General features: G+C 71.3%; 16 protein-coding genes. 13 read left to right on the forward strand and 3 right to left on the reverse strand.

Going from position 1 to position 22,867, the window contains the following annotated elements; all coding sequences use genetic code 11:
- Window positions 1–30: 30 nt before the first annotated feature.
- Complete coding sequence (uvrA, locus tag SZN_RS05965) at window positions 31–3,069, forward strand: excinuclease ABC subunit UvrA (protein WP_043728621.1); 3,039 nt, start codon at window positions 31–33, stop codon at window positions 3,067–3,069.
- Window positions 3,070–3,227: 158 nt separating this feature from the next.
- Here the strand turns inward: uvrA and SZN_RS05970 are convergent, their stop codons facing one another.
- The 3 genes from SZN_RS05970 to SZN_RS05980 all read right to left on the reverse strand — a co-directional run bounded on the left by SZN_RS05970 (window position 3,228) and on the right by SZN_RS05980 (window position 6,401).
- A complete protein-coding gene (locus SZN_RS05970) occupies window positions 3,228–4,139 on the reverse strand; it encodes a carbohydrate kinase family protein (protein ID WP_007492362.1) in 912 nt (303 codons plus the stop codon).
- Window positions 4,136–5,194, reverse strand: coding sequence for a LacI family DNA-binding transcriptional regulator (locus tag SZN_RS05975; RefSeq protein ID WP_007492365.1), 1,059 nt, complete (start codon window positions 5,192–5,194; stop codon window positions 4,136–4,138). Before SZN_RS05975 ends, SZN_RS05970 begins: the two co-directional genes overlap by 4 nt.
- A gap of 256 nt (window positions 5,195–5,450) precedes the next feature.
- Entirely contained in the window at window positions 5,451–6,401 is a 951-nt protein-coding gene (locus SZN_RS05980; RefSeq protein ID WP_007492367.1) for a hypothetical protein, read from the reverse strand.
- Window positions 6,402–7,049: 648 nt separating this feature from the next.
- On the opposite strand from SZN_RS05980, the gene uvrC reads away from it, so the two are divergent.
- From uvrC to pgi, 12 genes are all read left to right on the forward strand, one after another.
- Window positions 7,050–9,164: an excinuclease ABC subunit UvrC gene (uvrC, locus tag SZN_RS05985; RefSeq protein ID WP_007492369.1), complete on the forward strand. Its 2,115-nt coding sequence runs from the start codon at window positions 7,050–7,052 to the stop codon at window positions 9,162–9,164.
- A complete protein-coding gene (rapZ, locus tag SZN_RS05990) occupies window positions 9,161–10,177 on the forward strand; it encodes an RNase adapter RapZ (protein ID WP_007492372.1) in 1,017 nt (338 codons plus the stop codon). Before uvrC ends, rapZ begins: the two co-directional genes overlap by 4 nt.
- The gene (locus SZN_RS05995; protein ID WP_043728626.1) at window positions 10,174–11,241 is read left to right on the forward strand and encodes a gluconeogenesis factor YvcK family protein; all 1,068 of its coding nucleotides are present in this window, start codon (window positions 10,174–10,176) and stop codon (window positions 11,239–11,241) included. Before rapZ ends, SZN_RS05995 begins: the two co-directional genes overlap by 4 nt.
- The gene (gene whiA / locus SZN_RS06000; protein WP_007492376.1) at window positions 11,232–12,221 is read left to right on the forward strand and encodes a DNA-binding protein WhiA; all 990 of its coding nucleotides are present in this window, start codon (window positions 11,232–11,234) and stop codon (window positions 12,219–12,221) included. The genes SZN_RS05995 and whiA overlap by 10 nt, the downstream gene beginning before the upstream one ends.
- Window positions 12,222–12,405: 184 nt before the next feature.
- Complete coding sequence (locus SZN_RS06005) at window positions 12,406–15,360, forward strand: M14 family metallopeptidase (RefSeq protein WP_043728630.1); 2,955 nt, start codon at window positions 12,406–12,408, stop codon at window positions 15,358–15,360.
- A 229-nt stretch (window positions 15,361–15,589) separates the two neighbouring features.
- Window positions 15,590–16,597, forward strand: a complete 1,008-nt coding sequence (gene gap, locus SZN_RS06010) for a type I glyceraldehyde-3-phosphate dehydrogenase (RefSeq protein WP_007492380.1) — start codon at window positions 15,590–15,592, stop codon at window positions 16,595–16,597.
- Between the two features lie 144 nt (window positions 16,598–16,741).
- Window positions 16,742–17,953 (forward strand): phosphoglycerate kinase, encoded by a 1,212-nt coding sequence (locus tag SZN_RS06015; RefSeq protein WP_007492383.1) that lies wholly within the window; start codon window positions 16,742–16,744, stop codon window positions 17,951–17,953.
- A gap of 6 nt (window positions 17,954–17,959) precedes the next feature.
- Complete coding sequence (gene tpiA, locus SZN_RS06020) at window positions 17,960–18,736, forward strand: triose-phosphate isomerase (protein WP_007492385.1); 777 nt, start codon at window positions 17,960–17,962, stop codon at window positions 18,734–18,736.
- A gap of 96 nt (window positions 18,737–18,832) precedes the next feature.
- The gene (gene secG, locus SZN_RS06025; RefSeq protein WP_007492388.1) at window positions 18,833–19,069 is read left to right on the forward strand and encodes a preprotein translocase subunit SecG; all 237 of its coding nucleotides are present in this window, start codon (window positions 18,833–18,835) and stop codon (window positions 19,067–19,069) included.
- A 236-nt stretch (window positions 19,070–19,305) separates the two neighbouring features.
- Entirely contained in the window at window positions 19,306–19,641 is a 336-nt protein-coding gene (locus SZN_RS06030; protein ID WP_007492390.1) for an RNA polymerase-binding protein RbpA, read from the forward strand.
- A 170-nt stretch (window positions 19,642–19,811) separates the two neighbouring features.
- Window positions 19,812–21,056 carry an MFS transporter gene (locus SZN_RS06035; RefSeq protein WP_007492392.1) on the forward strand — a complete coding sequence of 415 codons (1,245 nt, stop codon included), beginning with the start codon at window positions 19,812–19,814 and terminating at the stop codon, window positions 21,054–21,056.
- A gap of 52 nt (window positions 21,057–21,108) precedes the next feature.
- The gene (gene pgi, locus SZN_RS06040; protein WP_007492394.1) at window positions 21,109–22,761 is read left to right on the forward strand and encodes a glucose-6-phosphate isomerase; all 1,653 of its coding nucleotides are present in this window, start codon (window positions 21,109–21,111) and stop codon (window positions 22,759–22,761) included.
- The last annotated feature ends 106 nt before the right edge of the window (window positions 22,762–22,867 follow it).

Here is a 22,867-nt window from a genome sequence, read left to right on the forward strand (position 1 = left end):
TCACTCTTCTCAAGAAAGGTGCGGACCGGCGTGGCCGACCGTCTCATCGTCCGTGGCGCGCGCGAGCACAACCTCAAGAATGTCTCGCTCGACCTGCCGCGCGACTCGCTCATCGTCTTCACGGGCCTGTCGGGGTCGGGCAAGTCCTCGCTGGCCTTCGACACGATCTTCGCCGAGGGCCAGCGGCGCTACGTGGAGTCGCTGTCGTCCTACGCCCGGCAGTTCCTCGGCCAGATGGACAAGCCCGACGTGGACTTCATCGAGGGACTGTCCCCGGCCGTCTCCATCGACCAGAAGTCGACCTCGCGCAACCCGCGCTCGACGGTCGGCACCATCACCGAGGTCTACGACTACCTGCGGCTGCTCTTCGCGCGCATCGGCAAGCCGCACTGCCCCCAGTGCGGCCGTCCGATCTCGCGCCAGTCTCCCCAGGCCATCGTCGACAGGGTGCTGGAGCTGCCGGAGGGCAGCCGATTCCAGGTGCTGTCGCCGCTGGTGCGCGAGCGCAAGGGCGAGTTCGTCGACCTCTTCGCCGACCTCCAGACCAAGGGCTACTCCCGCGCGCGCGTCGACGGCGAGACGGTCCAGCTGTCCAGCCCGCCCACGCTGAAGAAGCAGGAGAAGCACACCATCGAGGTGGTCGTCGACCGCCTCACCGTGAAGGACTCCGCCAAGCGCCGCCTCACCGACTCCGTGGAGACCGCACTCGGCCTCTCCGGCGGCATGGTCGTGCTCGACTTCGTCGACCTCCCCGAGGACGACCCCGAGCGCGAGCGCATGTACTCCGAGCACCTGTACTGCCCGTACGACGACCTGTCCTTCGAGGAGCTGGAGCCCCGCTCCTTCTCCTTCAACTCGCCCTTCGGCGCCTGTCCCGAGTGCACCGGCATCGGCACGCGCATGGAGGTCGACCCCGAGCTGATCGTCCCGGACGAGGACAAGTCCCTCGACGAGGGCGCCATCCACCCCTGGTCGCACGGCCACACCAAGGACTACTTCGGCCGGCTGGTCGGCGCCCTCGCGGACGCCCTGGGGTTCCGCACCGACATCCCCTTCGCGGGCCTGCCCCAGCGCGCCAGGAAGGCCCTGCTGCACGGCCACAAGACCCAGATCGAGGTCCGGTACCGCAACAGGTACGGCCGCGAGCGCGTCTACACGACGCCCTTCGAGGGGGCCGTGCCCTTCGTGAAGCGCCGGCACAGCGAGGCGGAGAGCGACGCGAGCCGCGAGCGCTTCGAGGGCTACATGCGCGAGGTGCCCTGCCCCACCTGTGAGGGCACGCGCCTGAAGCCGATCGTCCTCGCGGTCACGATCATGGAGAAGTCGATCGCCGAGGTCTCGGCGATGTCGATCAGCGACTGCGCCGACTTCCTCGGTCAGCTGAGACTCAACTCCCGCGACAAGAAGATCGCCGAGCGCGTGCTGAAGGAGGTCAACGAGCGGCTGCGCTTCCTGGTCGACGTCGGCCTGGACTACCTCTCGCTGAACCGCGCGGCCGGCACCCTGTCCGGCGGCGAGGCCCAGCGCATCCGCCTGGCCACCCAGATCGGCTCGGGACTCGTCGGCGTGCTCTACGTCCTCGACGAGCCGTCCATCGGTCTGCACCAGCGCGACAACCACCGGCTCATCGAGACCCTGGTCCGGCTGCGCGACATGGGCAACACGCTCATCGTCGTCGAGCACGACGAGGACACCATCAAGACCGCCGACTGGATCGTCGACATCGGCCCCGGAGCCGGTGAGCACGGCGGCAAGGTCGTGCACAGCGGTTCACTGAAGGAACTGCTGGCCAACGCCGAGTCGCAGACCGGTCAGTACCTGGCCGGCAAGAAGGCCATCCCGCTGCCCGACATCCGGCGCCCGCTGGACCCGACGCGGCAGCTCACGGTGCACGGCGCCCGGGAGAACAACCTCCAGGACATCGACGTCTCGTTCCCGCTGGGCGTGTTCACCGCGGTCACCGGCGTGTCCGGCTCCGGCAAGTCCACGCTGGTCAACGACATCCTGTACACCCACCTGGCCCGCGAGCTGAACGGCGCGCGCAATGTGCCGGGGCGGCACACGCGTGTGGACGGCGACGACCTCGTCGACAAGGTCGTGCACGTCGACCAGTCGCCGATCGGCCGCACCCCGCGGTCGAACCCGGCGACCTACACCGGCGTCTTCGACCACATCCGCCGGCTGTTCGCCGAGACCACCGAGGCGAAGGTCCGCGGATACCTGCCGGGCCGTTTCTCCTTCAACGTCAAGGGCGGCCGCTGCGAGAACTGCGCGGGCGACGGCACGATCAAGATCGAGATGAACTTCCTCCCGGACGTGTACGTCCCGTGCGAGGTCTGCCACGGCGCCCGGTACAACCGGGAGACCCTTGAGGTCCACTACAAGGGCAAGTCCATCTCCGAGGTCCTGAACATGCCGATCGAGGAGGCCATGGACTTCTTCGAGGCCGTTCCGGCGATCAACCGCCACCTCAGGACGCTCAACGACGTCGGGCTCGGCTACGTCCGCCTCGGCCAGTCGGCGACCACCCTGTCCGGCGGCGAAGCGCAGCGCGTCAAGCTCGCCAGCGAGCTCCAGAAGCGCTCCACCGGCCGTACGGTCTACGTCCTGGACGAGCCGACCACCGGTCTGCACTTCGAGGACATCAGCAAGCTGCTGACGGTCCTCTCCGGCCTGGTGGACAAGGGCAACACGGTCATCGTCATCGAGCACAACCTCGACGTGATCAAGACCGCGGACTGGCTGGTGGACATGGGACCCGAGGGCGGCGCAGGCGGCGGCCTCGTCATCGCCGAGGGCACACCGGAGGAGGTCGCGGCGGTGCCCACCAGCCACACCGGCAAGTTCCTGCGCGAGATCCTCGGCGCCGACCGCGTCAGCGACGCGGCCACGGCGAAGCCCTCGCGCAGGACACCGGCCAAGAAGACCGTCGCGGCCGGGACCACGGCGAAGAAGACGGCGACCGCCAGGACGGCGAAGGCGCCCGACGGCAACACCACCGCCAAGAAGGCGGCCGCCGGGAAGAAGGCGGCCCCCGCGAAGAAGACGACGCGGGCACGGAAGGTCTGAGCCCGGCGGGCAGCCGACTCGCAGAAATCCGGAAACGGGCGGCGCGTCCCGGGAACTTCCCGCGAGGCGCCGCCCGTTGGATCATCAGCGGCCCCGGCCAGGCGGCCGCGGCGCACCTTGACTTCTCAACAGCGTGCTCTTCCGAGACCGAACGCCTCTCACGCGGCTCCCAGCTCGGAGGCGTAGGGCGGTTCGGCACCCGCACGGGAACAGGTGATCGCGGCAGCCCGCGCCGCGAACCGCAGCAGCCGTGCCCAGCCGTCCGCGCCCAGTCCCGCGAGCGCGTCGGCGGACAGCGCGTCCTGGGCGGCCAGCCCGTGCAGCAGGGCGGCGTTCACCGTGTCGCCGGCGCCGATCGTGTCCACGACGTCGACCTTCTCGCCCGGCACGGAGTGCTCGGCGCCGTCCCGCGTGAAGACGGTCAGTCCGTCGCCGCCCCGGGTGACCACCACGGCCGCCGGTCCCGCGGCCAGCCACTCACGCGGCGTGCCGCCCAGCCACCGCGCGTCCTCCTCGGAGAGCTTGAGCAGCGTCACGGACGGCAGCCAGCTCCCGAAGCGGGCACGATAGGCGTCCGGGTCCGGGATCAGCCCCGCCCGGATGTTCGGGTCGAGCGCCGTGCACACCCCCTGCCCGGCCGCGCCGCGCATCAGCTCCTCGTACGCCGTGGCTCCCGGCTCCAGGACGAGCGAACAGGTCCCGAACGACACCGCGCGGGTGCCCGTGGGCAGGGCCGGGGGAGCGGTGAAGAGCCGGTCCGCGGTGCCCTCGACGTAGAACGAGTACGCGGCCGATCCCTCGGCGTCGACGGTGGCGACGGCGAGCGTGGTGGGCTCCGGGCCCCGCTGCACGGCCGACACGTCCACGCCCGCCTCCCGCAGCCCGTCGAGCAGCGCCTCGCCGAAGGCGTCCCGCGAGGTGCGCGAGCAGAACGCGGTGGGGGAGCCGAGCCGGCCGAGCGCCACGGCCGTGTTGTAGGGGCCGCCGCCGAGCGCCGGCTTCAGGCCCGCGAGGGCACCCGTGCCCTGCGGTACCAGGTCGATCAGGGCCTCACCGGCGACGACGATCACGAGAGCGTTCCTTCCAGGGGTGTCCGGGGCGTCAGGGGCTGTTCGGGGCATCCGCAGGAGGTGCGGTGCATGAAGGCGCAGGGCAGGCGCACGGTCCGCGCGGCCCGCTCCGGCGCGGCGAGGCGGTCGAGGAGCATCCGGACGGCCCGAGCGCCGATCTCCTTGCCGGGCTGGGCGATCGCGGTGAGCCGGGGGGAGAACAGGTCGGCCCAGGCGAAGTCGTCGAAGCAGCACAGTGCCATGTCGCCGGGCACGGACAGGCCGTGGTCCCGCAGCGCGCGCAGGGCGCCGATGGTCATCGCGTTGTTGGCCGTGACGAGCGCGGTCGGCGGTGAGGCGAGGGCCAGCAGCCTCGCGGTGGCCGGTTCCGCGCCGGCCGACTCGGAGTGGCCGTGCACCACGAGGTCCTCGTCGTGATCGAGCCCAGCGGAAGCGAGTCCGTCCCCGTACCCGCTGATCCGCTCGGCGGTGGTGCTGAGCCCCGGCCGGCCGGCGATCAGGGCGATCCGCCGGTGGCCGAGCCCGGCGAGATGCGTGACCAGCCGGGACACGGGCGCGGCGCTCTCGGCGCACACCTGGTCGAACCGAGCGGGACCGTCCGCCGGGAAGTCGACCAGCCGGTCCAGGAGCACGGCCGGCACCTTGTGACGGCCGAGGTAGGCGAGGAGGTCCCGCGGGTTCGCGGAGGGTGCCACGATCATGCCGTCCACGCGGCGTTCGTGGAGCAGTTGGACGACCTTGCGCTCATGCAGCGGATCGTCGTGCGGGTCGGCGATCAGCAGGCTGTAGCCCTCCTCGACGGCAGCGGCCTCGACGCCTTGGAGGATCTCGGTGAAGTACGGATTGCTGATCGCGGAGACCGCGAGGCCGATGGAGCGGGTGCGCGAGGTCACCAGGGACCGGGCGAGGGTGTTGGGGGTGTAGCCGAGCGCGTCCATCGCGTCCAGCACCGCCTGGCGGGTGTGGGGAAGTACCGGCCGGGTGCCGTTCAGCACATGCGAGACGGTCGCCACGGAGACGCCGGCGCTTCGCGCGACATCGGCCATGGTCGTCATCGCGATCCCTTCCCTGCGCGTTCCGCCGGGGCCACGGCGGGCCTCCTGGCGGGGAAGGTATCCCATCCGAAGCCCGGCGTAAACGCTTGCGCAAGCGTTTACGCGGAGGATCTCGCCGCGCCGAGGGGGCAGAGCCGCGAAGACCGGTCGCTCGCCCTCCCCCGCGCCGGCCGGGGCGTGTCGCGACCCGCGGCCCGGAACACAGCGCCGGGGACGGCTCAGACCGGCGCGCGACCGGAGGCCGCAAGGGGGCGGCTCACTCCCACTGCCACCCGATGCCGACGATCCCCGCCCGCACCCGCGGCTCCACGAGGTGCACGGACCGGTGCAGCCCGCTCAGGGCGAGACCCTGGCGGCCGCTGCGGGGCGCCGCCGCAGAATGCTGGGTGAACCGGTGGCACCGGGCGGGCAGCTCGCTCCCGGCGAAGCGGACCTGGAGCGCGTACTGCCCGCCCGCGAGAGGGAACCCCCGGGCGTACTCGTGGGACACGTCGGCGGTGCCGTCGTCGACGCCATGGCGGAAGAGATGGGTGTCGCCCGCGCGCAGCCGGGTGTCGAACAGCAGCTCGGCCACGAGGACTCCGGTGTCCTGATGCCAGCGGATCCGGCCCGTGCGGCAGTTCTCCAGGGCGTGCACGGTCATGTGCTGCGGGACGCACCCGGGATCGCCGTGGTGCACGGCGATGAAGCGGTCCACGCCGTCCTTGTGGGCCCGCACGATGTGATGCGACTCGCGCCCGGCCAGCTCGCGCCGCGCCCCTATCCGTACGCGCTCGTGGTGGGCGAGGGTGTGCAGCCCGCCGTCGACCGAGCAGTCCAGGTCTCCCAGCAGCTCCTGCAGGACGCCGGTCGCCTCCACCAGGGCGCGGTAGGTGCGGGTGGCGGGCCGCTGGAGGGCGGTGTGGTCGTCGGCTTCGGCGAGCAGCCGGATCAGGGACTCCTCCGGCAGCTGGAGGATCTCCTCCAGGGCCCGTACCGCGCGCAGCGACTCGGGGCGCTGCGGACGGCGGGCGCCCTGCTGCCAGTAGCTGAGGCTGGTGACCCCGACCTTGACCCCGCGCCGGGACAGATGGTGCTTCACGCGCTGGAGCGGCAGTCCGCGGGCCGCTATCGCGGCACGCAGGGCGACATGGAAGGGGCCGCCCCGCAGGGCCGTGTCCAGTTCCGCGGTGGTGGCGAGGTCCGCGTGCTGTGTGGCGTGCGGCATGCAGGGCCCTTCCTGTGGTTGTTCACAACGGCTGGTCAGGCCGTTCGCGCGGTTGATCGGGGCCGCCCCGTCGGCACGGCGGGCGTCTTCACATCCGTACGTCGCCCTTCAGGGCCCCGAGTTCCCCCGCATTGAAGCGTGTTGACAAAGTCCCGACAACACCTGAAGCCCAACAGCGGGCGCCTCTGGCCGAGTCACGACGCGTTGGCCCCGGCGCCGTCGCCCGATCCGGAGGGGCCGCCTCGCATGTCGGGGGCCAGGTGCGGGGGGCAGGCCCGAAGGGGAGGAGCGGGGGTGGTGAGGGCATCCGCTTCCGGCCCTGCCCGGCACACGTGTTCCAGCGTTGGGCAAGGCGATCCCCGTTCCCCCGCTCGACAGATGGCGGGCACGTCTGCGGACGCCCCCCGGGCGCGCACCCGGGCCCGCGATCGGCTGCACCGCCGAGCGGGGGTGCCGTCCGGCTCCGCGGACCGGACACCACCCGTGTGGACGACATCGCGGTCGGTGAGCCCCGGCACGGCAGTCTTGGAGCCCCCGCCCGCCGCCGTGGCCAGGCCCTTCCCGTCCCGCCGGGCGGCGGTGGGGCGGGTGGGGACGGTTGTCCACAGGCTCGTCGGAGTGTCGGCGGGCGCCAGTAGGGTGTGAGACATGGCCGACCCCTCCAGCTACCGACCCAAGCCGGGACAGATCCCGGACTCCCCCGGGGTGTACAGGTTCCGTGACGAGCACCGCCGGGTGATCTACGTCGGGAAGGCGAAGAGCCTGCGCCAGCGGCTGGCGAACTACTTCCAGGACCTGGCGGGCCTGCACCCGCGCACCCGCACCATGGTCACCACGGCCGCGTCCGTGGAGTGGACGGTGGTGTCCACGGAGGTCGAGGCGCTCCAGCTGGAGTACTCCTGGATCAAGGAGTACGACCCGCGGTTCAACGTCAAGTACCGCGACGACAAGAGCTACCCGTACCTCGCGGTGACGATGAACGAGGAGTACCCGCGCGTGCAGGTGATGCGCGGTCACAAGAAGAAGGGCGTGCGCTACTTCGGGCCGTACGCGCACGCTTGGGCGATCCGCGACACCGTCGACCTCCTCCTGCGGGTGTTCCCCGTGCGGACCTGCTCGGCGGGCGTCTTCAAGAACGCCCGCCGCACCGGCCGCCCCTGCCTCCTCGGCTACATCGGCAAGTGCTCCGCCCCCTGCGTGGACCGGGTCTCCACGGAGGAGCACCGCGAACTGGCGGAAGAGTTCTGCGACTTCATGACCGGCCGGACGAGCACCTATCTGCGCCGTCTGGAGCGCCAGATGGCGCAGGCGGCCGACGAGATGGAGTACGAGCGGGCCGCCCGCCTGCGCGACGACATCGGAGCCCTGAGAAAGGCCATGGAGAAGAACGCCGTCGTGCTGGCCGACGCGACGGACGCCGACCTCGTCGCTGTCGCCGAGGACGAGCTGGAGGCGGCCGTGCAGATCTTCCACGTCCGGGGCGGCCGGGTGCGCGGCCAGCGCGGCTGGGTCACCGACAAGGTCGAGGAGATCACCACGGGAGCCCTCGTGGAGCACGCCCTCCAGCAGCTCTACGGCGAGGAGACCGGCGACGCGGTGCCCAAGGAGGTGCTCGTCCCGGCCCTGCCCGACCCGCCGGAGCCCGTGCAGGAGTGGCTGGCCGGGCGCCGCGGCTCCCAGGTGTCGCTGCGCGTCCCGCAGCGCGGCGACAAGCGGGCGCTGATGGAGACCGTCGAGCGCAACGCGCAGCAGGCCCTCGTCCTGCACAAGACCAAGCGCGCCTCCGACCTGACCACGCGCTCGCGCGCGCTGGAGGAGATCGCCGAGGCCCTCGACCTGGACAGCGCCCCGCTCAGGATCGAGTGCTACGACATCTCACACTTCCAGGGCGACGACGTGGTGGCCTCGATGGTCGTCTTCGAGGACGGCCTGGCCCGCAAGGGCGAGTACCGCCGCTTCCAGATCAAGGGCTTCCGGGGCCAGGACGACGTCCGCTCCATGCACGAGGTGATCACCCGCCGCTTCAGGCGCTACCTGGCCGAGAAGGAGCGGACGGGGGAGTGGACGGACGGCGGGAGCGCGATCGGCGAGGGGGCGGCCGGCCCCGACGGCGACCCGGGCACCCCGGCGGACGTCTCCTCCGCCCCGCTGCCGGACGGCCTGAAGGACGAAGAGGGCCGGCCCAGGCGCTTCGCGTACCCGCCCCAGCTCGTCGTGGTCGACGGCGGGCAGCCGCAGGTCGCGGCCGCCCAGCGCGCCCTGGACGAGCTGGGGATCGACGACATCGCCGTCTGCGGCCTCGCCAAGCGCCTGGAGGAGGTGTGGGTGCCCGGCGAGGACGACCCCCTCGTCCTGCCCCGGACCAGCGAGGGCCTGTACCTGCTCCAGCGCGTCCGCGACGAGGCCCACCGCTTCGCCATCACCTACCAGCGCGCCAAGCGCGCCAAGCGCTTCCGGTCGAGCCCGCTGGACGACGTCCCCGGTCTCGGCGAGACCCGCAAACAGGCCCTGATCAAGCATTTCGGCTCGGTGAAGAAGCTGCGATCCGCGACAATCGACCAGATCTGTGAGGTTCCCGGCATAGGCCGCAAGACGGCCGAGACCATCGCCGTCGCCCTCGCCCAGGCGGCGCCCGCCGCGCCCGCCGTGAACACGGCGACTGGAGAGATCATGGAAGACGAGGACTCCGGTACGACGGCGGAGACCTCGGGGGAGCCCGTGTCCGCGGGCGCCCCGGACGAACGACGGGGGCAGGAGAGATGAGCGAGCACGACACGGGACCCGCGGCCGAACAGGATCGACGGGCCCGGCAGACTCGGCACAGCACCGGCGGGGACCCCGCCGAGCAGGAAGCACGCCAGGAAGACGGAGCACAGGTGAGTACGGGCAGCGAGACGGCCGGGGCCCCCGAGGCGGCCATCCCCGAGCTGGTGATCATCTCCGGCATGTCCGGGGCGGGCCGCTCCACGGCAGCCAAGTGTCTGGAGGACCTCGGCTGGTTCGTCGTCGACAACCTGCCGCCCGCCCTGATCCCCACCATGGTGGAACTCGGCGCCCGCTCCCAGGGCAACGTGGCGCGCATCGCGGTCGTCGTCGACGTCCGCGGCCGCCGCTTCTTCGACAACCTCCGCGAGTCGCTCTCGGACCTCGACTCCCGGTCAGTCACGCGCCGGATCGTCTTCCTGGAGTCCTCCGACGACGCCCTGGTGCGCCGCTTCGAGGGGGTGCGCCGCCCGCACCCCCTCCAGGGTGACGGCCGTATCGTCGACGGCATCGCCGCCGAGCGCGAGCTGCTGCGGGAACTGCGCGGCGACGCCGATCTGGTGATCGACACCTCCAGCCTCAACGTCCACGAGCTGCGGGCCAAGATGGACGCCCAGTTCGCCGGCGACGAGGAGCCGGAGCTGCGGGCCACGGTCATGTCGTTCGGCTTCAAGTACGGCCTTCCGGTCGACGCCGACCTGGTCGTCGACATGCGCTTCCTGCCCAACCCGCACTGGGTCCCGGAACTGCGCCCCTTCACCGGCCTGAACGAGGAGGTCGCGGCGTTCGTCCTCAACCAGCCGGGCGCCAAGGAGTTCCTCGACCGGTACGCCGAACTGCTCCAGCTGGTCGCCGCGGGCTACCGCCGTGAGGGCAAGCGCTACGTGACCATCGCCGTGGGCTGCACGGGGGGCAAGCACCGCTCGGTCGCCATGTCGGAGAAGCTCGCCGCGCGCCTCGCGGCCGAGGGCGTGGAGACGGTGGTCGTGCACCGGGACATGGGACGGGAATGACCGGACGTACTCCGCGGCCGAGCATGCTGCGCCGGGTGATGCCCGAGGGGCGCGGCCGGCGCTCCGCCGAGGCGCGGGGCGCACGGACGCGCCGCCGGGGCACCCAGCCCAAGGTCGTCGCCCTCGGCGGCGGCATGGGCCTGTCGGCCTCGCTCGCCGCGCTGCGCCGGATCACCGGCGATCTCACCGCCGTCGTCACCGTGGCCGACGACGGCGGCTCCAGCGGTCGTCTGCGCGACGAACTGGGCGTGCTGCCGCCCGGCGACCTGCGCAAGGCGCTGGCCGCGCTGTGCGGCGACGACGACTGGGGCCAGACCTGGTCCCGCGTCATCCAGCACCGCTTCCACTCCCAGGGCGACCTGCACGACCACGCCGTCGGCAATCTGCTCATCGTCGCCCTGTGGGAGCAGCTCGGCGACCACGTCCAGGCCCTCGACCTGGTCGGCAGGCTGCTCGGCGCGCACGGGCGCGTCCTGCCCATGTCCGCGGTGCCGCTGGAGCTCCAGGCCCTCGTCAAGGGACACGAACCGGACCGCCCCGAAGAGGTGGACACGGTGCGCGGCCAGGCCACCGTCGCCCTCACCCCCGGCGAGGTCCAGTCGGTGCACCTCGTGCCGCCCGACCCGCCCGCGGTCCCGGAGGCCGTGGCGGCCGTCCAGGACGCCGACTGGGTGGTGCTGGGCCCCGGCTCCTGGTTCTCCTCGGTCATCCCCCACCTCCTCGTGCCGGAACTGCTGGACGCGCTCATCGAGACGAAGGCGCGCCGGGTACTCTCCCTGAACCTCGCCCCGCAGCCCGGAGAAACCGAGGGCTTCTCTCCGCAGCGTCATTTGGAGGTTTTGGGACGACACGCCCCTAAACTCGCCCTGGACGTGGTGCTGGCCGACGAGGCCGCCGTGCCCGACCGCGACGTGCTCACCGAGGCCGCCAAGCGGCTCGGTGCGGCGGTCGAGCTGGCCCCCGTGGCCCGGACGGACGGGACGCCCCGGCACGACCCGGAGCTCCTCGCCGCCGCGTACGACCGTATTTTTCGGATGCATGGAAGGATCGGCCCATGGCGATGACGGCAGCGGTGAAGGACGAGATCTCCCGGCTCCCCGTCACCCGGACCTGCTGCAGGAAGGCGGAGGTCTCCGCCATTCTGCGGTTCGCCGGCGGCCTCCACCTGGTGAGCGGGCGCATTGTGATCGAGGCGGAGCTGGACACGGCGATGGCGGCCCGCAGACTCAAGCGCGACATTCTGGAGATCTTCGGCCACAGTTCCGAACTGATCGTGATGGCGCCCGGCGGGCTGCGCCGCGGATCGCGTTACGTCGTACGGGTGGTAGCGGGCGGTGACCAGCTCGCCCGGCAGACCGGTCTGGTCGACGGACGGGGCCGCCCCATCCGCGGACTGCCCCCGCAGGTGGTCAGCGGGGCCACCTGCGACGCGGAGGCCGCCTGGCGCGGCGCCTTCCTCGCGCACGGCTCGCTGACCGAGCCCGGCCGTTCCTCCTCCCTGGAGGTCACCTGCCCGGGGCCCGAGGCCGCGCTCGCCCTGGTCGGCGCCGCCCGCCGGCTGTCGATCGCGGCGAAGGCCCGCGAGGTGCGGGGCGTGGACCGCGTGGTCGTGCGGGACGGCGACGCCATCGGCGCCCTGCTCACCCGGCTCGGCGCGCACGAGTCCGTGCTGGCCTGGGAGGAGCGCCGGATGCGGCGCGAGGTCCGCGCCACCGCCAACCGGCTCGCCAACTTCGACGACGCCAATCTCCGCCGCTCCGCGCGCGCGGCCGTCGCGGCCGGTGCCCGGGTCCAGCGGGCCCTGGAGATCCTCGGCGAGGAGGTCCCCGAGCATCTCGCCGCCGCCGGGCGCCTGCGCATGGACCACAAGCAGGCGTCCCTGGAGGAGCTGGGCGCGCTCGCCGACCCGCCGCTGACCAAGGACGCCGTCGCCGGCCGGATCCGCCGGCTGCTGGCGATGGCCGACAAACGGGCACAGGACCTCGGCATCCCGGGCACCGAGGCCAACCTCAGCGAGGAGCTGGCGGACACCCTCGCAGTATGACCGGCCGCACCCGGAGCGCTCCGCCCTCCGTGAAATGACGGGCAGTCAAAACAGTGGTGCCGATGTCCACTTGAGGCATCGGCATCGCCGTTTGTCGGTCTTTGCGGCACTCTTGACTGGACCATGAACTGGCATGAGCCTGGCAGTCATTCGTCACTGTGGCGGAACACTGCTAGGGGGGTTCATGAGACCCAGAGCGAGATCGATCCTCGCTGTCGGCGCGCTCCTTGTAGGCGGAGCGAGCATTGCACCCATCGCCCAGGCACAACAGGGAAGTTCACGGGATTCCGGCCCGGCCGAGGTCAAGGTGTTCCGGGCCGAGATCACCAGGAAGCAGATACCCCTGCTGCTGGCGGCCGGTCAGGACGGCCGCGAACTGAGCCGGCAGGCGCCCGCGAAGGGCAAGGCCACCGTCGAGGTGTACCTCACCGACGACCAGGCCGGAAAACTGGAGAAGCAGGGGGTCGCGCTCGCCGAGTACGACCTGTCGGCCAAGGCCGAGGCCCGCGTCGAGAAGGCCGCCGAGGGCGTGTTCCGTCCGTACGGCGGCACCGGGGGGCTGAAGGAGGAGATCGTCCGGACCGGGCAGCAGAACCCGGGGCTGACCAAGGTCGTCTCCATCGGGAAGACGGTCAGCGGCCAGGACATCCTCGCCGTCAAGCTCACCAAGGACGCCAAGAAGGCGAAGGACGGCTCCAAGCCCGCCGTCCTCTACATGTCCAACCAGCACGCGCGCGAGTGGATCACGCCGGAGATGACCCGGCGCCTGATGCGCTACTACCTGGACAACTACCAGAAGGACAAGCGGGTCAAGAAGATCGTGGACTCCCGCGAGCTGTGGTTCGTGCTGTCGGCCAACCCCGACGGCTACGACTACTCCTTCAAGGACTCCGACACCCGCATGTGGCGCAAGAACCTGCGCGACATCAACGGTGACGGTGCCGTCAGCACCGGCGACGGCGTCGACCTGAACCGCAACTTCTCCTACAAGTGGGGCTACGACGACGAGGGTTCGTCACCCAACCCCACCAGCGAGACCTACCGGGGCGCGAGCGCGGGCTCGGAGCCCGAGACGAAGGCCCTGGACGCCTTCCAGAAGCGCGTCGGCTTCACCTACGGCATCAACTACCACTCGGCCGCCGAACTCCTCCTCTACGGCGTCGGCTGGCAGGTGGCCACCAACACCCCCGACGACGTCATGTACAAGGCGCTCGCCGGCACCCCGGGCAACTCCGCGATCCCCGGCTACCGCCCGCAGGTCTCCTCGGAGCTGTACACGACCAACGGCGAGGCCGACGGACACGCCGCGAACGTCAACGGCCTGTCGATGTTCACCCCGGAGATGTCGACCTGCCAGACCGCGTCGAACATCGACCCGAACGACCGGTGGAACGCGGCCGACTGCCAGTCCGTGTTCAACTTCCCCGACGACGAGAAGCTGATCCAGGACGAGTTCACCAAGAACGTGCCGTTCGCGCTGTCCGTCGCCGAGAGCGCCGCGCGGCCCGACCAGCCCGTCTCCGCACTGGGCCTGAAGGCCGCCGACTTCACCCCGGCGCCGTTCACCACGTCGTACTCCCGCGGCGCCGACCAGGAGGTCTCCGTCGTCGCACGCAAGTCCGTGCGCGACAAGGAGCTCAAGTACCGCGTCAACGGCGGCCGTACGCTCGACGTGGCGCTGCGGCCCTGGAAGGGCGGCGAGACCTACGGCGGCGACGACAACCTCTACTTCGACGAGTACCGCGCCAAGGTCCGCGACGGCGGACCCGGCGACAAGGTCGAGGTGTGGTTCACCGGCGAGACCCGCGCCGGGAAGAAGGTCGCCAGCGAGCGCTTCACGTACCAGGTCGCCGAACGCCCGCGCGCGGACGTCCTCGTGGTCGCCGAGGAAGGCGCTCCCGCCACCCAGACGCAGAAGTACGTCGACGCGCTGCGGGAGAACGGCCGCAGGGCCGCCGTCTGGGACGTCGCCACGCAGGGCGCGCCCGACGCCCTCGGTGTGCTGGGCCACTTCAAGACGGTCGTGCACTACACCGGAGCCGCCACCCCCGGCAACGCCACCCAGCTCCAGCTGCGCGCCTACCTCAACGAGGGCGGCAAGCTGGTGGAGGCGGGCGAGCAGGCCGGCGGCAACGTCGACCTCGGTGACGGCACCCTGTCCAACGACTTCAGCCAGTACTACCTGGGCGCCTACTCCCGTACGTCGCTGCCCGGCGCCACCGGCTTCACCGGCTCGGGCAGGCTCGGCGGCGTGAGCGGGGCGCTCGGCGACGCGCCCGGCAACCCCCTCGACAAGGCCGGGAGTTACAGCGTCACCTCCGACGAACTGCCCGCGGGCACGTTCCCGCAGTTCGCCAGCGCGGGAGCCGGCCGGTTCGCCGGGACGGTCAACCCGTACGGACCGTACGCGGGTTCGTGGATGGCGGCCGCCGTGCACACCGACGACTCCTGGAAGCGGCTCAGCAGGACCGTCGATCTCACCGGGGTGACCGCGGCCCAGCTGCCCAAGCTGCGCACGCAGTTGCTGTGGGACGTCGAGCCCGGGTACGACAACGTCCTGCTGGAGGCCCGCACCACCGGGGGCGACGACTGGACGACCCTTCCGGAGGCGGGCGGCGCCAGCAGCTCCGCAGTGCCTGCGGAGTGCGAGGCCGGCTTCTACATCGCCGGACACCCCTTCCTCAAGCGCTATCTGACGCAGTCCGCGGCGGGCTGCACGGCGTCCGGCACCAGCGGGTCGTGGAACGCCATCACCGGCGCCTCGGCGGGCTGGAAGCAGGTCGAGTTCGACCTGAGCGCGTACGCCGGCAAGTCGGTGGAGATCTCGCTCAGCTACGTCACCGACCCCGGGTCCGGCGGTCGCGGCGTCCTGGCCGACGACGCCTCGCTCGTCCTCGGCGGCACGGCCACCGAGACCGAGGGCTTCGAGACCTCGCTCGGCGCCTGGCGGGTGGCCGGACCGCCCCCGGGCAGCCCGGCCGTACTGAAGGACTGGACGCGCACCGGGGCGCTGTTCCAGACGTACGGCGCGGTCACGACGGACGACACGGTGCTGCTGGGCTTCGGCCTGGAACACGTCACCGCGGCGGCCGACCGCAAGGCGCTCATCGGAAAGGCCCTGGCCTCACTTGAGGACTGACACGCCGAGGTCAACCGCGCGCGACGCACGGTGACCGGAACGTGTGATCCGGGCTTCCTGGCAGGGCGGTCCGTACCCCTACTGGTGGGTACGGGCCGCCGTGCCGTGTATGAGGCGTCTGGATGTCACCACGGAGGCCGCAGAGAGGTAGGGTCGTAGGCGGTCGGGGACATCCCAAACAGAGCTCGCCGGCACCGCATGGCCGGCGTACCAACGAGGAGATCGGTTCGTGACGATCCGCGTAGGCATCAACGGCTTCGGTCGTATCGGTCGCAACTACTTCCGCGCGCTGCTGGAGCAGGGCGCTGACATCGAGATCGTGGCTGTCAACGACCTGGGTGACACCGCGACGACGGCGCACCTGCTGAAGTACGACACCATCCTGGGGCGCCTCAAGCAGGAGGTCTCCCACACCGCCGACACGATCACCGTGGACGGCAGGACCATCAAGGTCCTGTCCGAGCGCAACCCCGCCGACATCCCGTGGGGCGAGCTGGGCGTCGACATCGTCATCGAGTCGACCGGCATCTTCACGAAGAAGGCCGACGCCGGGAAGCACCTCGACGGCGGCGCCAAGAAGGTCCTCATCTCGGCTCCGGCCTCCGACGAGGACATCACCGTCGTCATGGGCGTCAACCAGGACAAGTACGACCCGGCGCGGCACCACGTCATCTCCAATGCCTCCTGCACCACCAACTGCGTGGCGCCGATGGCCAAGGTCCTCGACGAGAACTTCGGCATCGTCAGGGGTCTGATGACGACGGTGCACGCGTACACCAACGACCAGCGCATCCTTGACTTCCCGCACAAGGACCTGCGCCGCGCGCGTGCCGCCGCCGAGAACATCATCCCGACCACCACGGGCGCCGCGAAGGCCACCGCGCTGGTCCTCCCGCAGCTCAAGGGCAAGCTGGACGGCATCGCGATGCGCGTCCCGGTCCCGACCGGCTCGGTCACCGACCTCGTCCTGGAGCTCGGCCGCGAGGTCACCAAGGAAGAGATCAACGCCGCGTTCCAGAAGGCCGCCGAGGGCGAGCTGAAGGGCATCCTGGAGTACACCGAGGACCCGATCGTCTCCTCGGACATCGTCAACGCCCCGACGTCCTGCACCTTCGACTCCTCCCTGACCATGGTCCAGGAGGGCAAGAACGTGAAGGTCATCGGCTGGTACGACAACGAGTGGGGCTACGCGAACCGTCTCGTCGACCTCACGGTCTTCGTCGGCAACCAGCTCTGATATCCAGAGCGGGCACCTCGTCGTGAGAGCAGGGCTCGGGCAGCGCAGGGACGCGCCGCCCGAGCCCTGACTCGCGTGCTGATCAGACCTGTTGGATCACGAGCGCTTCCGAGCGATCACGAGCCCTTCCCAGGAGTCCCCTTCATGAAGACGATCGACGCACTGCTCGCCGAAGGCGTCGCCGGCAAGCGGGTCTTCGTCCGCGCCGACCTGAACGTGCCGCTGGACGGCACCACGATCACCGACGACGGCCGTATCCGCGCCGTGCTGCCCACGGTCAAGGCGCTCGCCGAGGCGGGGGCCCGTGTGGTCGTCGCCTCCCACCTGGGCCGCCCCAAGGGCACCCCGGACCCGGCGTTCACCCTCGCGCCCGCCGCCGCGCGCCTCGGGGAACTCCTCGGCGCCGAGGTCGCCTTCGCGGCCGACACGGTCGGCGAGTCCGCGCGGTCCGTGGTCGCCGGCCTCGCGAACGGCGGGGTCGCCGTCGTGGAGAACCTGCGTTTCAACGCCGGTGAGACGGCCCGGGACGACGCCGAGCGCGCCGCCTTCGCCGACCGCCTGGCCGCTCTCGCCGACGTCTACGTGGGCGACGGCTTCGGCGCGGTCCACCGCAAGCACGCCTCGGTGTACGACCTCCCGGCCCGTCTGCCGCACTACGCCGGCCATCTCATCGCCGACGAGGTCGGTGTCCTGAAGAAGCTCACCGACGACGTCAAGCGCCCGTACGTGGTCGCGCTCGGCGGCGCCAAGGTCTCCGACAAGCTCGCCGTCATCGACGAACTGCTCGGCAGGGCCGACCGCATCCTCATCGGCGGCGGCATGGCCTACACCTTCCTCAAGGCGCAGGGGCACGAGGTCGGCATCTCCCTCCTCCAGGAGGACCAGCTCCCGGCCGTCACCGAGTACATGGAGCGCGCCGGGAAGAACGGCGTCGAACTCGTCCTGCCGGTCGACGTCCTCGTCGCCGGTGAGTTCCCCGACCTCAGGACCAAGGCCCCGGCCAACCCCTCGACCGTCGCCGTGGACGCCATCCCCGCCGACCAGCAGGGCCTGGACATCGGTCCGCGGACCAGCAAGCTGTACGCCTCGAAGCTCGCCGACGCCGGCACCGTCTTCTGGAACGGCCCCATGGGCGTCTTCGAGCACCCCGACTACGCCGAGGGCACCAAGGCGGTCGCCCAGGCCCTCGTCGACGCCCCGGGCTTCACCGTGGTCGGCGGCGGCGACTCCGCCGCGGCCGTCCGCACGCTGGGCTTCGACGAGTCGGCATTCGGCCACATCTCGACCGGTGGCGGCGCCTCCCTCGAATACCTCGAGGGCAAGACGCTCCCCGGCCTCGCCGCACTGGAGGACTGACCCTTTATGAGCACGCGCACGCCGCTGATGGCGGGCAACTGGAAGATGAACCTCAACCACCTGGAGGCCATCGCCCACGTCCAGAAGCTCGCCTTCGCCCTGGCCGACAAGGACTACGACGCCGTCGAGGTCGCCGTCCTGCCGCCCTTCACCGACCTGCGCTCCGTGCAGACCCTGGTCGACGGCGACAAGCTCAAGATCAAGTACGGCGCCCAGGACATCTCGGCGCACGACTCCGGTGCCTACACCGGCGAGATCTCCGGCCCGATGCTGGCCAAGCTGAAGTGCACGTACGTGGCGATCGGCCACTCCGAGCGCCGCCAGTACCACGCCGAGACGGACGAGATCGTCAACACCAAGGTCAAGGCCGCCTACAAGCACGGTCTGACGCCGATCCTGTGCGTGGGCGAGGAACTGGAGGTCCGTGAAGCGGGCAGCCACGTCTCCCACACCCTCGCCCAGGTCGAGGGCGGTCTGAAGGACCTCCCGGCCGAGCAGGCCGAGACCGTCGTGATCGCCTACGAGCCGGTCTGGGCCATCGGCACCGGCAAGGTCTGCGGCGCGGACGACGCGCAGGAGGTCTGCGCCGCCATCCGCGGCAAGCTCGCCGAGCTGTACTCGCAGGACGTGGCCGACAAGATCCGCATCCAGTACGGCGGCTCGGTGAAGTCCGGCAATGTGGCCGAGATCATGGCAAAGGCCGACATCGACGGCGCGCTGATCGGCGGTGCCTCGCTGGACGCCGACGAGTTCGTCAAGATCGTGCGGTTCCGCGACCAGTGAGTATGCGGTAACGACGTTTCGTCGTACTCTTGCGGGGGCTGGTGCGCGTTCACCGGCCCCCGTCGTCCATCCGAATCCGAGGAAGTTGGTCCAGCCGTGGTTCTGGGGTTCTCCATCGCCCTGATCGTCTTCAGCCTGCTGCTGATGCTGCTGGTGCTGATGCACAAGGGGAAGGGCGGCGGCCTCTCCGACATGTTCGGTGGCGGTATGCAGTCGTCCGTCGGCGGCTCCTCGGTCGCCGAGCGCAACCTCGACCGGATCACCCTGGTGATCGGTCTGCTGTGGTTCGCGTGCATTGTCGTCCTCGGCGTCCTGATGAAGGTCAGCAACTGACCGCTCAAGGTCGCCGGCCCACCCGCCGCGCACCCGGTGCGCGCGCGTTCCCCACGTAAGGCCCCATGTCCGGTACGCGCAGCTGAGCGCGGCCTATCATGGGGCTTGCGTCTAGGTACGGGGGGTCTGTAACTCCCCTCACTGGACGCGCGTTGGGCCTTACGTAGACTGAGGCGCTCGCAGCGAAGCGGAACGCCGACTCGCTTCGCGGCACCATTACGCAGGGAGTTACGACCGTGGCAAGTGGCAACGCGATCCGAGGAAGCCGGGTCGGGGCGGGGCCGATGGGCGAGGCCGAGCGCGGTGAGTCCGCGCCGCGGCTGCGCATCTCCTTCTGGTGCTCCAACGAGCACGAGACCCAGCCGAGCTTCGCCAGCGACGCGCAGGTGCCCGATGTCTGGGACTGCCCGCGCTGCGGCTTTCCCGCCGGACAGGACCGGGACAACCCGCCGGCCCCGCCCCGCACCGAGCCGTACAAGACCCACCTGGCATACGTCAGGGAGCGGCGCAGCGACGCCGACGGCGAGGCGATCCTCGCCGAGGCGCTCGCCAAACTGCGCGGCGAGATCTAGCGCTTGAGGTCCGGCCGGGAGCCCCAGGGTGCCCGGCCGGACCCGTACCGCGACCCGGCGTGACGCCCGCCGCGGGCCGATTGTCAGTGCCGCCCTCTACGGTTTCCCCATCGATCCTCGTGCATCGGTGGACCGGAGGGGGAGCTGTGGCGGCGGCAGGGACGGCGGGGGTGCGCGCCCTCGCGTGGCGCGGTGGGTTCGGGCGGCTGTGGAGCGCCGCCGTGCTCTCCAGCTTCGGCGACTCCCTGCGTACGGCCGCCCTGCCGCTCCTCGCCGTCACGCTCACGGACCGGCCGCTGCTGATCGCCGCGGTCACCGCCTGCGGCTATCTCCCGTGGGTGCTGTTCGGGCTGGTCGGCGGCGCCGTCGCCGACCGGGTGGACCAGCGGCGGGCGATGTGGCTGGCCGATGTCTGCCGCGGGCTGCTGGTCGCCGCGTTCGCGGTCGCCGTGGCGCTCGGCCACGCCTCCATCGCCCTGCTCATCGCCCTGGCCTTCGCCCTGACCACGCTCCAGACCCTCTTCGACAACGCCGCCACGGCCCTGCTCCCCGCCGTGGTGGGCCGCGACGCGCTCGGCGGCGCGAACACCCGGCTGATGACCGGGCAGCGGATCGCGGGCGGCCTGGTCGGCGCCCCCGCGGTGCCGGTCCTGCTGGCGGCGGGGGCGGCCGTGCCCTTCGCCGCCGACGCCGCCACCTACCTGATCGCGGCGGTGCTCATCGCCTCACTGCGCGTCGAGCCGCCCGAGCGCGCGGCGGCGCCCGCCAGCAGCACCCTGCGCCGGGAGATCGCCGAGGGGCTGCGCACGCTCTGGGCCGACCGGCCCCTGCGGGGACTGTGCGCGGCCACCGCCCTGTGCAACATCGGCATGGGCGCCCTGCTCGCCACCCTCGTCCTGCTCGTCACGGGATGGCTGGGCGCCGGTCCCGCGGGCTACGCGGCGGCCGGCGCCGCGTTCACCGTCGGCGGGCTCGCCGGGGGAGCGCTCAACGGCCGGATCGTACGGCGCCTCGGCCGGGTCCGCGCGGTCCTGTTCGCCGGTGCCGCGCAGACCGTGTCCCTCGTCCTCATGGGCACCGTGCGCAGTCTGGCGGTCCTGGTGGCCGCCCTGGCCGTCTTCGGCTTCCTGGGCATGGTGTGGAACGTCAACACGACGACCCTCATGCAGGAGCGCACTCCGCCCGGACTGCTCGGCCGGGTCGCGTCGGCCTTCCGGACCCTGGCCCTCGCCGGAGCGCCGCTCGGGGCGCTGCTCGGCGGCGCAGCCGCCACCGCCTGGGGCCTGAACACCCCGCCGCTGCTCACGGCGGCCTTCTTCGTGCCGGCCGTCGCCGTACTGATACCCGGGCGCCGCCCGGACGTACGTGCCGGTGCGGCGGACGAGGAGGCCGCGACGGCTCACTCCCCGCGTTGATCACATAGGTTGGACCGGCTGGGACAGGCACGAAAGAAGGCTGAAGTCGCACATGAACGCAGACGGCCGTACCAGGCTCGACCGGACGCCCGAGTGGACCGCGCTCGCCGAGCACCGCGAGGCGCTCGGCGGGGTGACGCTGCGGGAGCTGTTCGCCGCCGACCCCGCCCGCGGCGCGGGCCACACGCTCCAGGTCGGCGACCTGTACGTCGACCACTCCAAGCACCTGGTCACCGACGAGACGCTGCGGCTGCTGCGCGAGCTGGCCGCCGCGACCGGCGTGTTCGGGCTGCGGGACGCCATGTTCCGCGGGGACAGGATCAACACCACCGAGGACCGCGCCGTGCTGCACATCGCGCTGCGCGCCCCGCGCGACGCGGTGATCGAGGTCGACGGGGAGAACGTCGTCCCGGGTGTCCACGCGGTCCTGGACCGGATGGCCGGCTTCGCCGAACGGGTGCGCTCCGGGGAGTGGACCGGCCACACCGGCAGGCGCATCAGGAACGTCGTCAACATCGGCATCGGCGGCTCGGACCTCGGCCCCGCGATGGCCTACGAGGTGCTGCGCGGCTTCACCGACCGCGACCTCACGGTCCGCTTCGTCTCCAACGTGGACGGCGCCGACCTGCACGAGGCCACCCGCGACCTGGACGCCGCCGAGACCCTGTTCGTCGTCGCGTCCAAGACCTTCACCACGATCGAGACGATCACCAACGCCACCTCCGCGCGCAACTGGCTGCTCGGCGAGCTGAAGGCGGGGCCGGAGGCCGTCGCCCGGCACTTCGTGGCGCTCTCGACGAACGCCGGCAAGGTCGCGGACTTCGGCATCGACACGGACAACATGTTCGAGTTCTGGGACTGGGTCGGCGGCCGCTACTCCTACGACTCCGCGATCGGCCTGTCCCTGATGATCGCCATCGGACCGGACCGCTTCCGCGAGATGCTCGACGGCTTCCACACCGTCGACGAGCACTTCCGCACCGCGCCCGCCGAGTCCAACGTGCCGCTGCTGCTGGGCCTGCTGGGCATCTGGTACGGCAACTTCCACGACGCCCAGTCGCACGCGGTCCTGCCCTACAGCCACTACCTGTCGAAGTTCACGGCGTACCTCCAGCAGCTCGACATGGAGTCCAACGGCAAGCGGGTCGGCCGGGACGGGCGCGAGGTCGACTGGCAGACGGGCCCGGTCGTCTGGGGCACGCCCGGCACCAACGGGCAGCACGCGTACTACCAGTTGATCCACCAGGGCACCAGGCTGATCCCGGCGGACTTCATCGGCTTCGCCGAGCCGGTCGCCGGGCTGAACGACGAACTGCGGGCGCAGCACGACCTGCTGATGGCGAACTTCTTCGCCCAGACGCAGGCGCTCGCCTTCGGCAAGACACCGGACGAGGTGCGTGCCGAGGGGGTGCCCGAGGAACTGGTGGCCCACCGGACGTTCAAGGGCGACCACCCCACGACCACCGTCCTCGCGCCCGCGCTGACCCCGTCGGTGCTCGGCCAGCTGATCGCGCTGTACGAGCACAAGGTGTTCGTGCAGGGCGCGGTGTGGGGCATCGACTCCTTCGACCAGTGGGGCGTGGAGCTCGGCAAGGTCCTCGCCAAGCGGGTCGAGCCGGCGCTGACCGAGGGCGCCGACGTGCCGGGCCTCGACGCCTCGACCACGGCGCTCGTCGCCAAGTACCGGGAGCTGCGCGGCCGGTAGCGGTCACCGCCGCGGGAGGCGGGCGGACGCGAGCCGTCCGGCCGCCTGCCGCACGGTGCCGACGGGCCGCCTCGGGTCCCCTCCGCGGGCCCGGGGGGGAAGCCGG

Origin of the sequence: Streptomyces zinciresistens K42, from assembly GCF_000225525.1 — a bacterium.
Classification (GTDB): domain Bacteria; phylum Actinomycetota; class Actinomycetes; order Streptomycetales; family Streptomycetaceae; genus Streptomyces; species Streptomyces zinciresistens.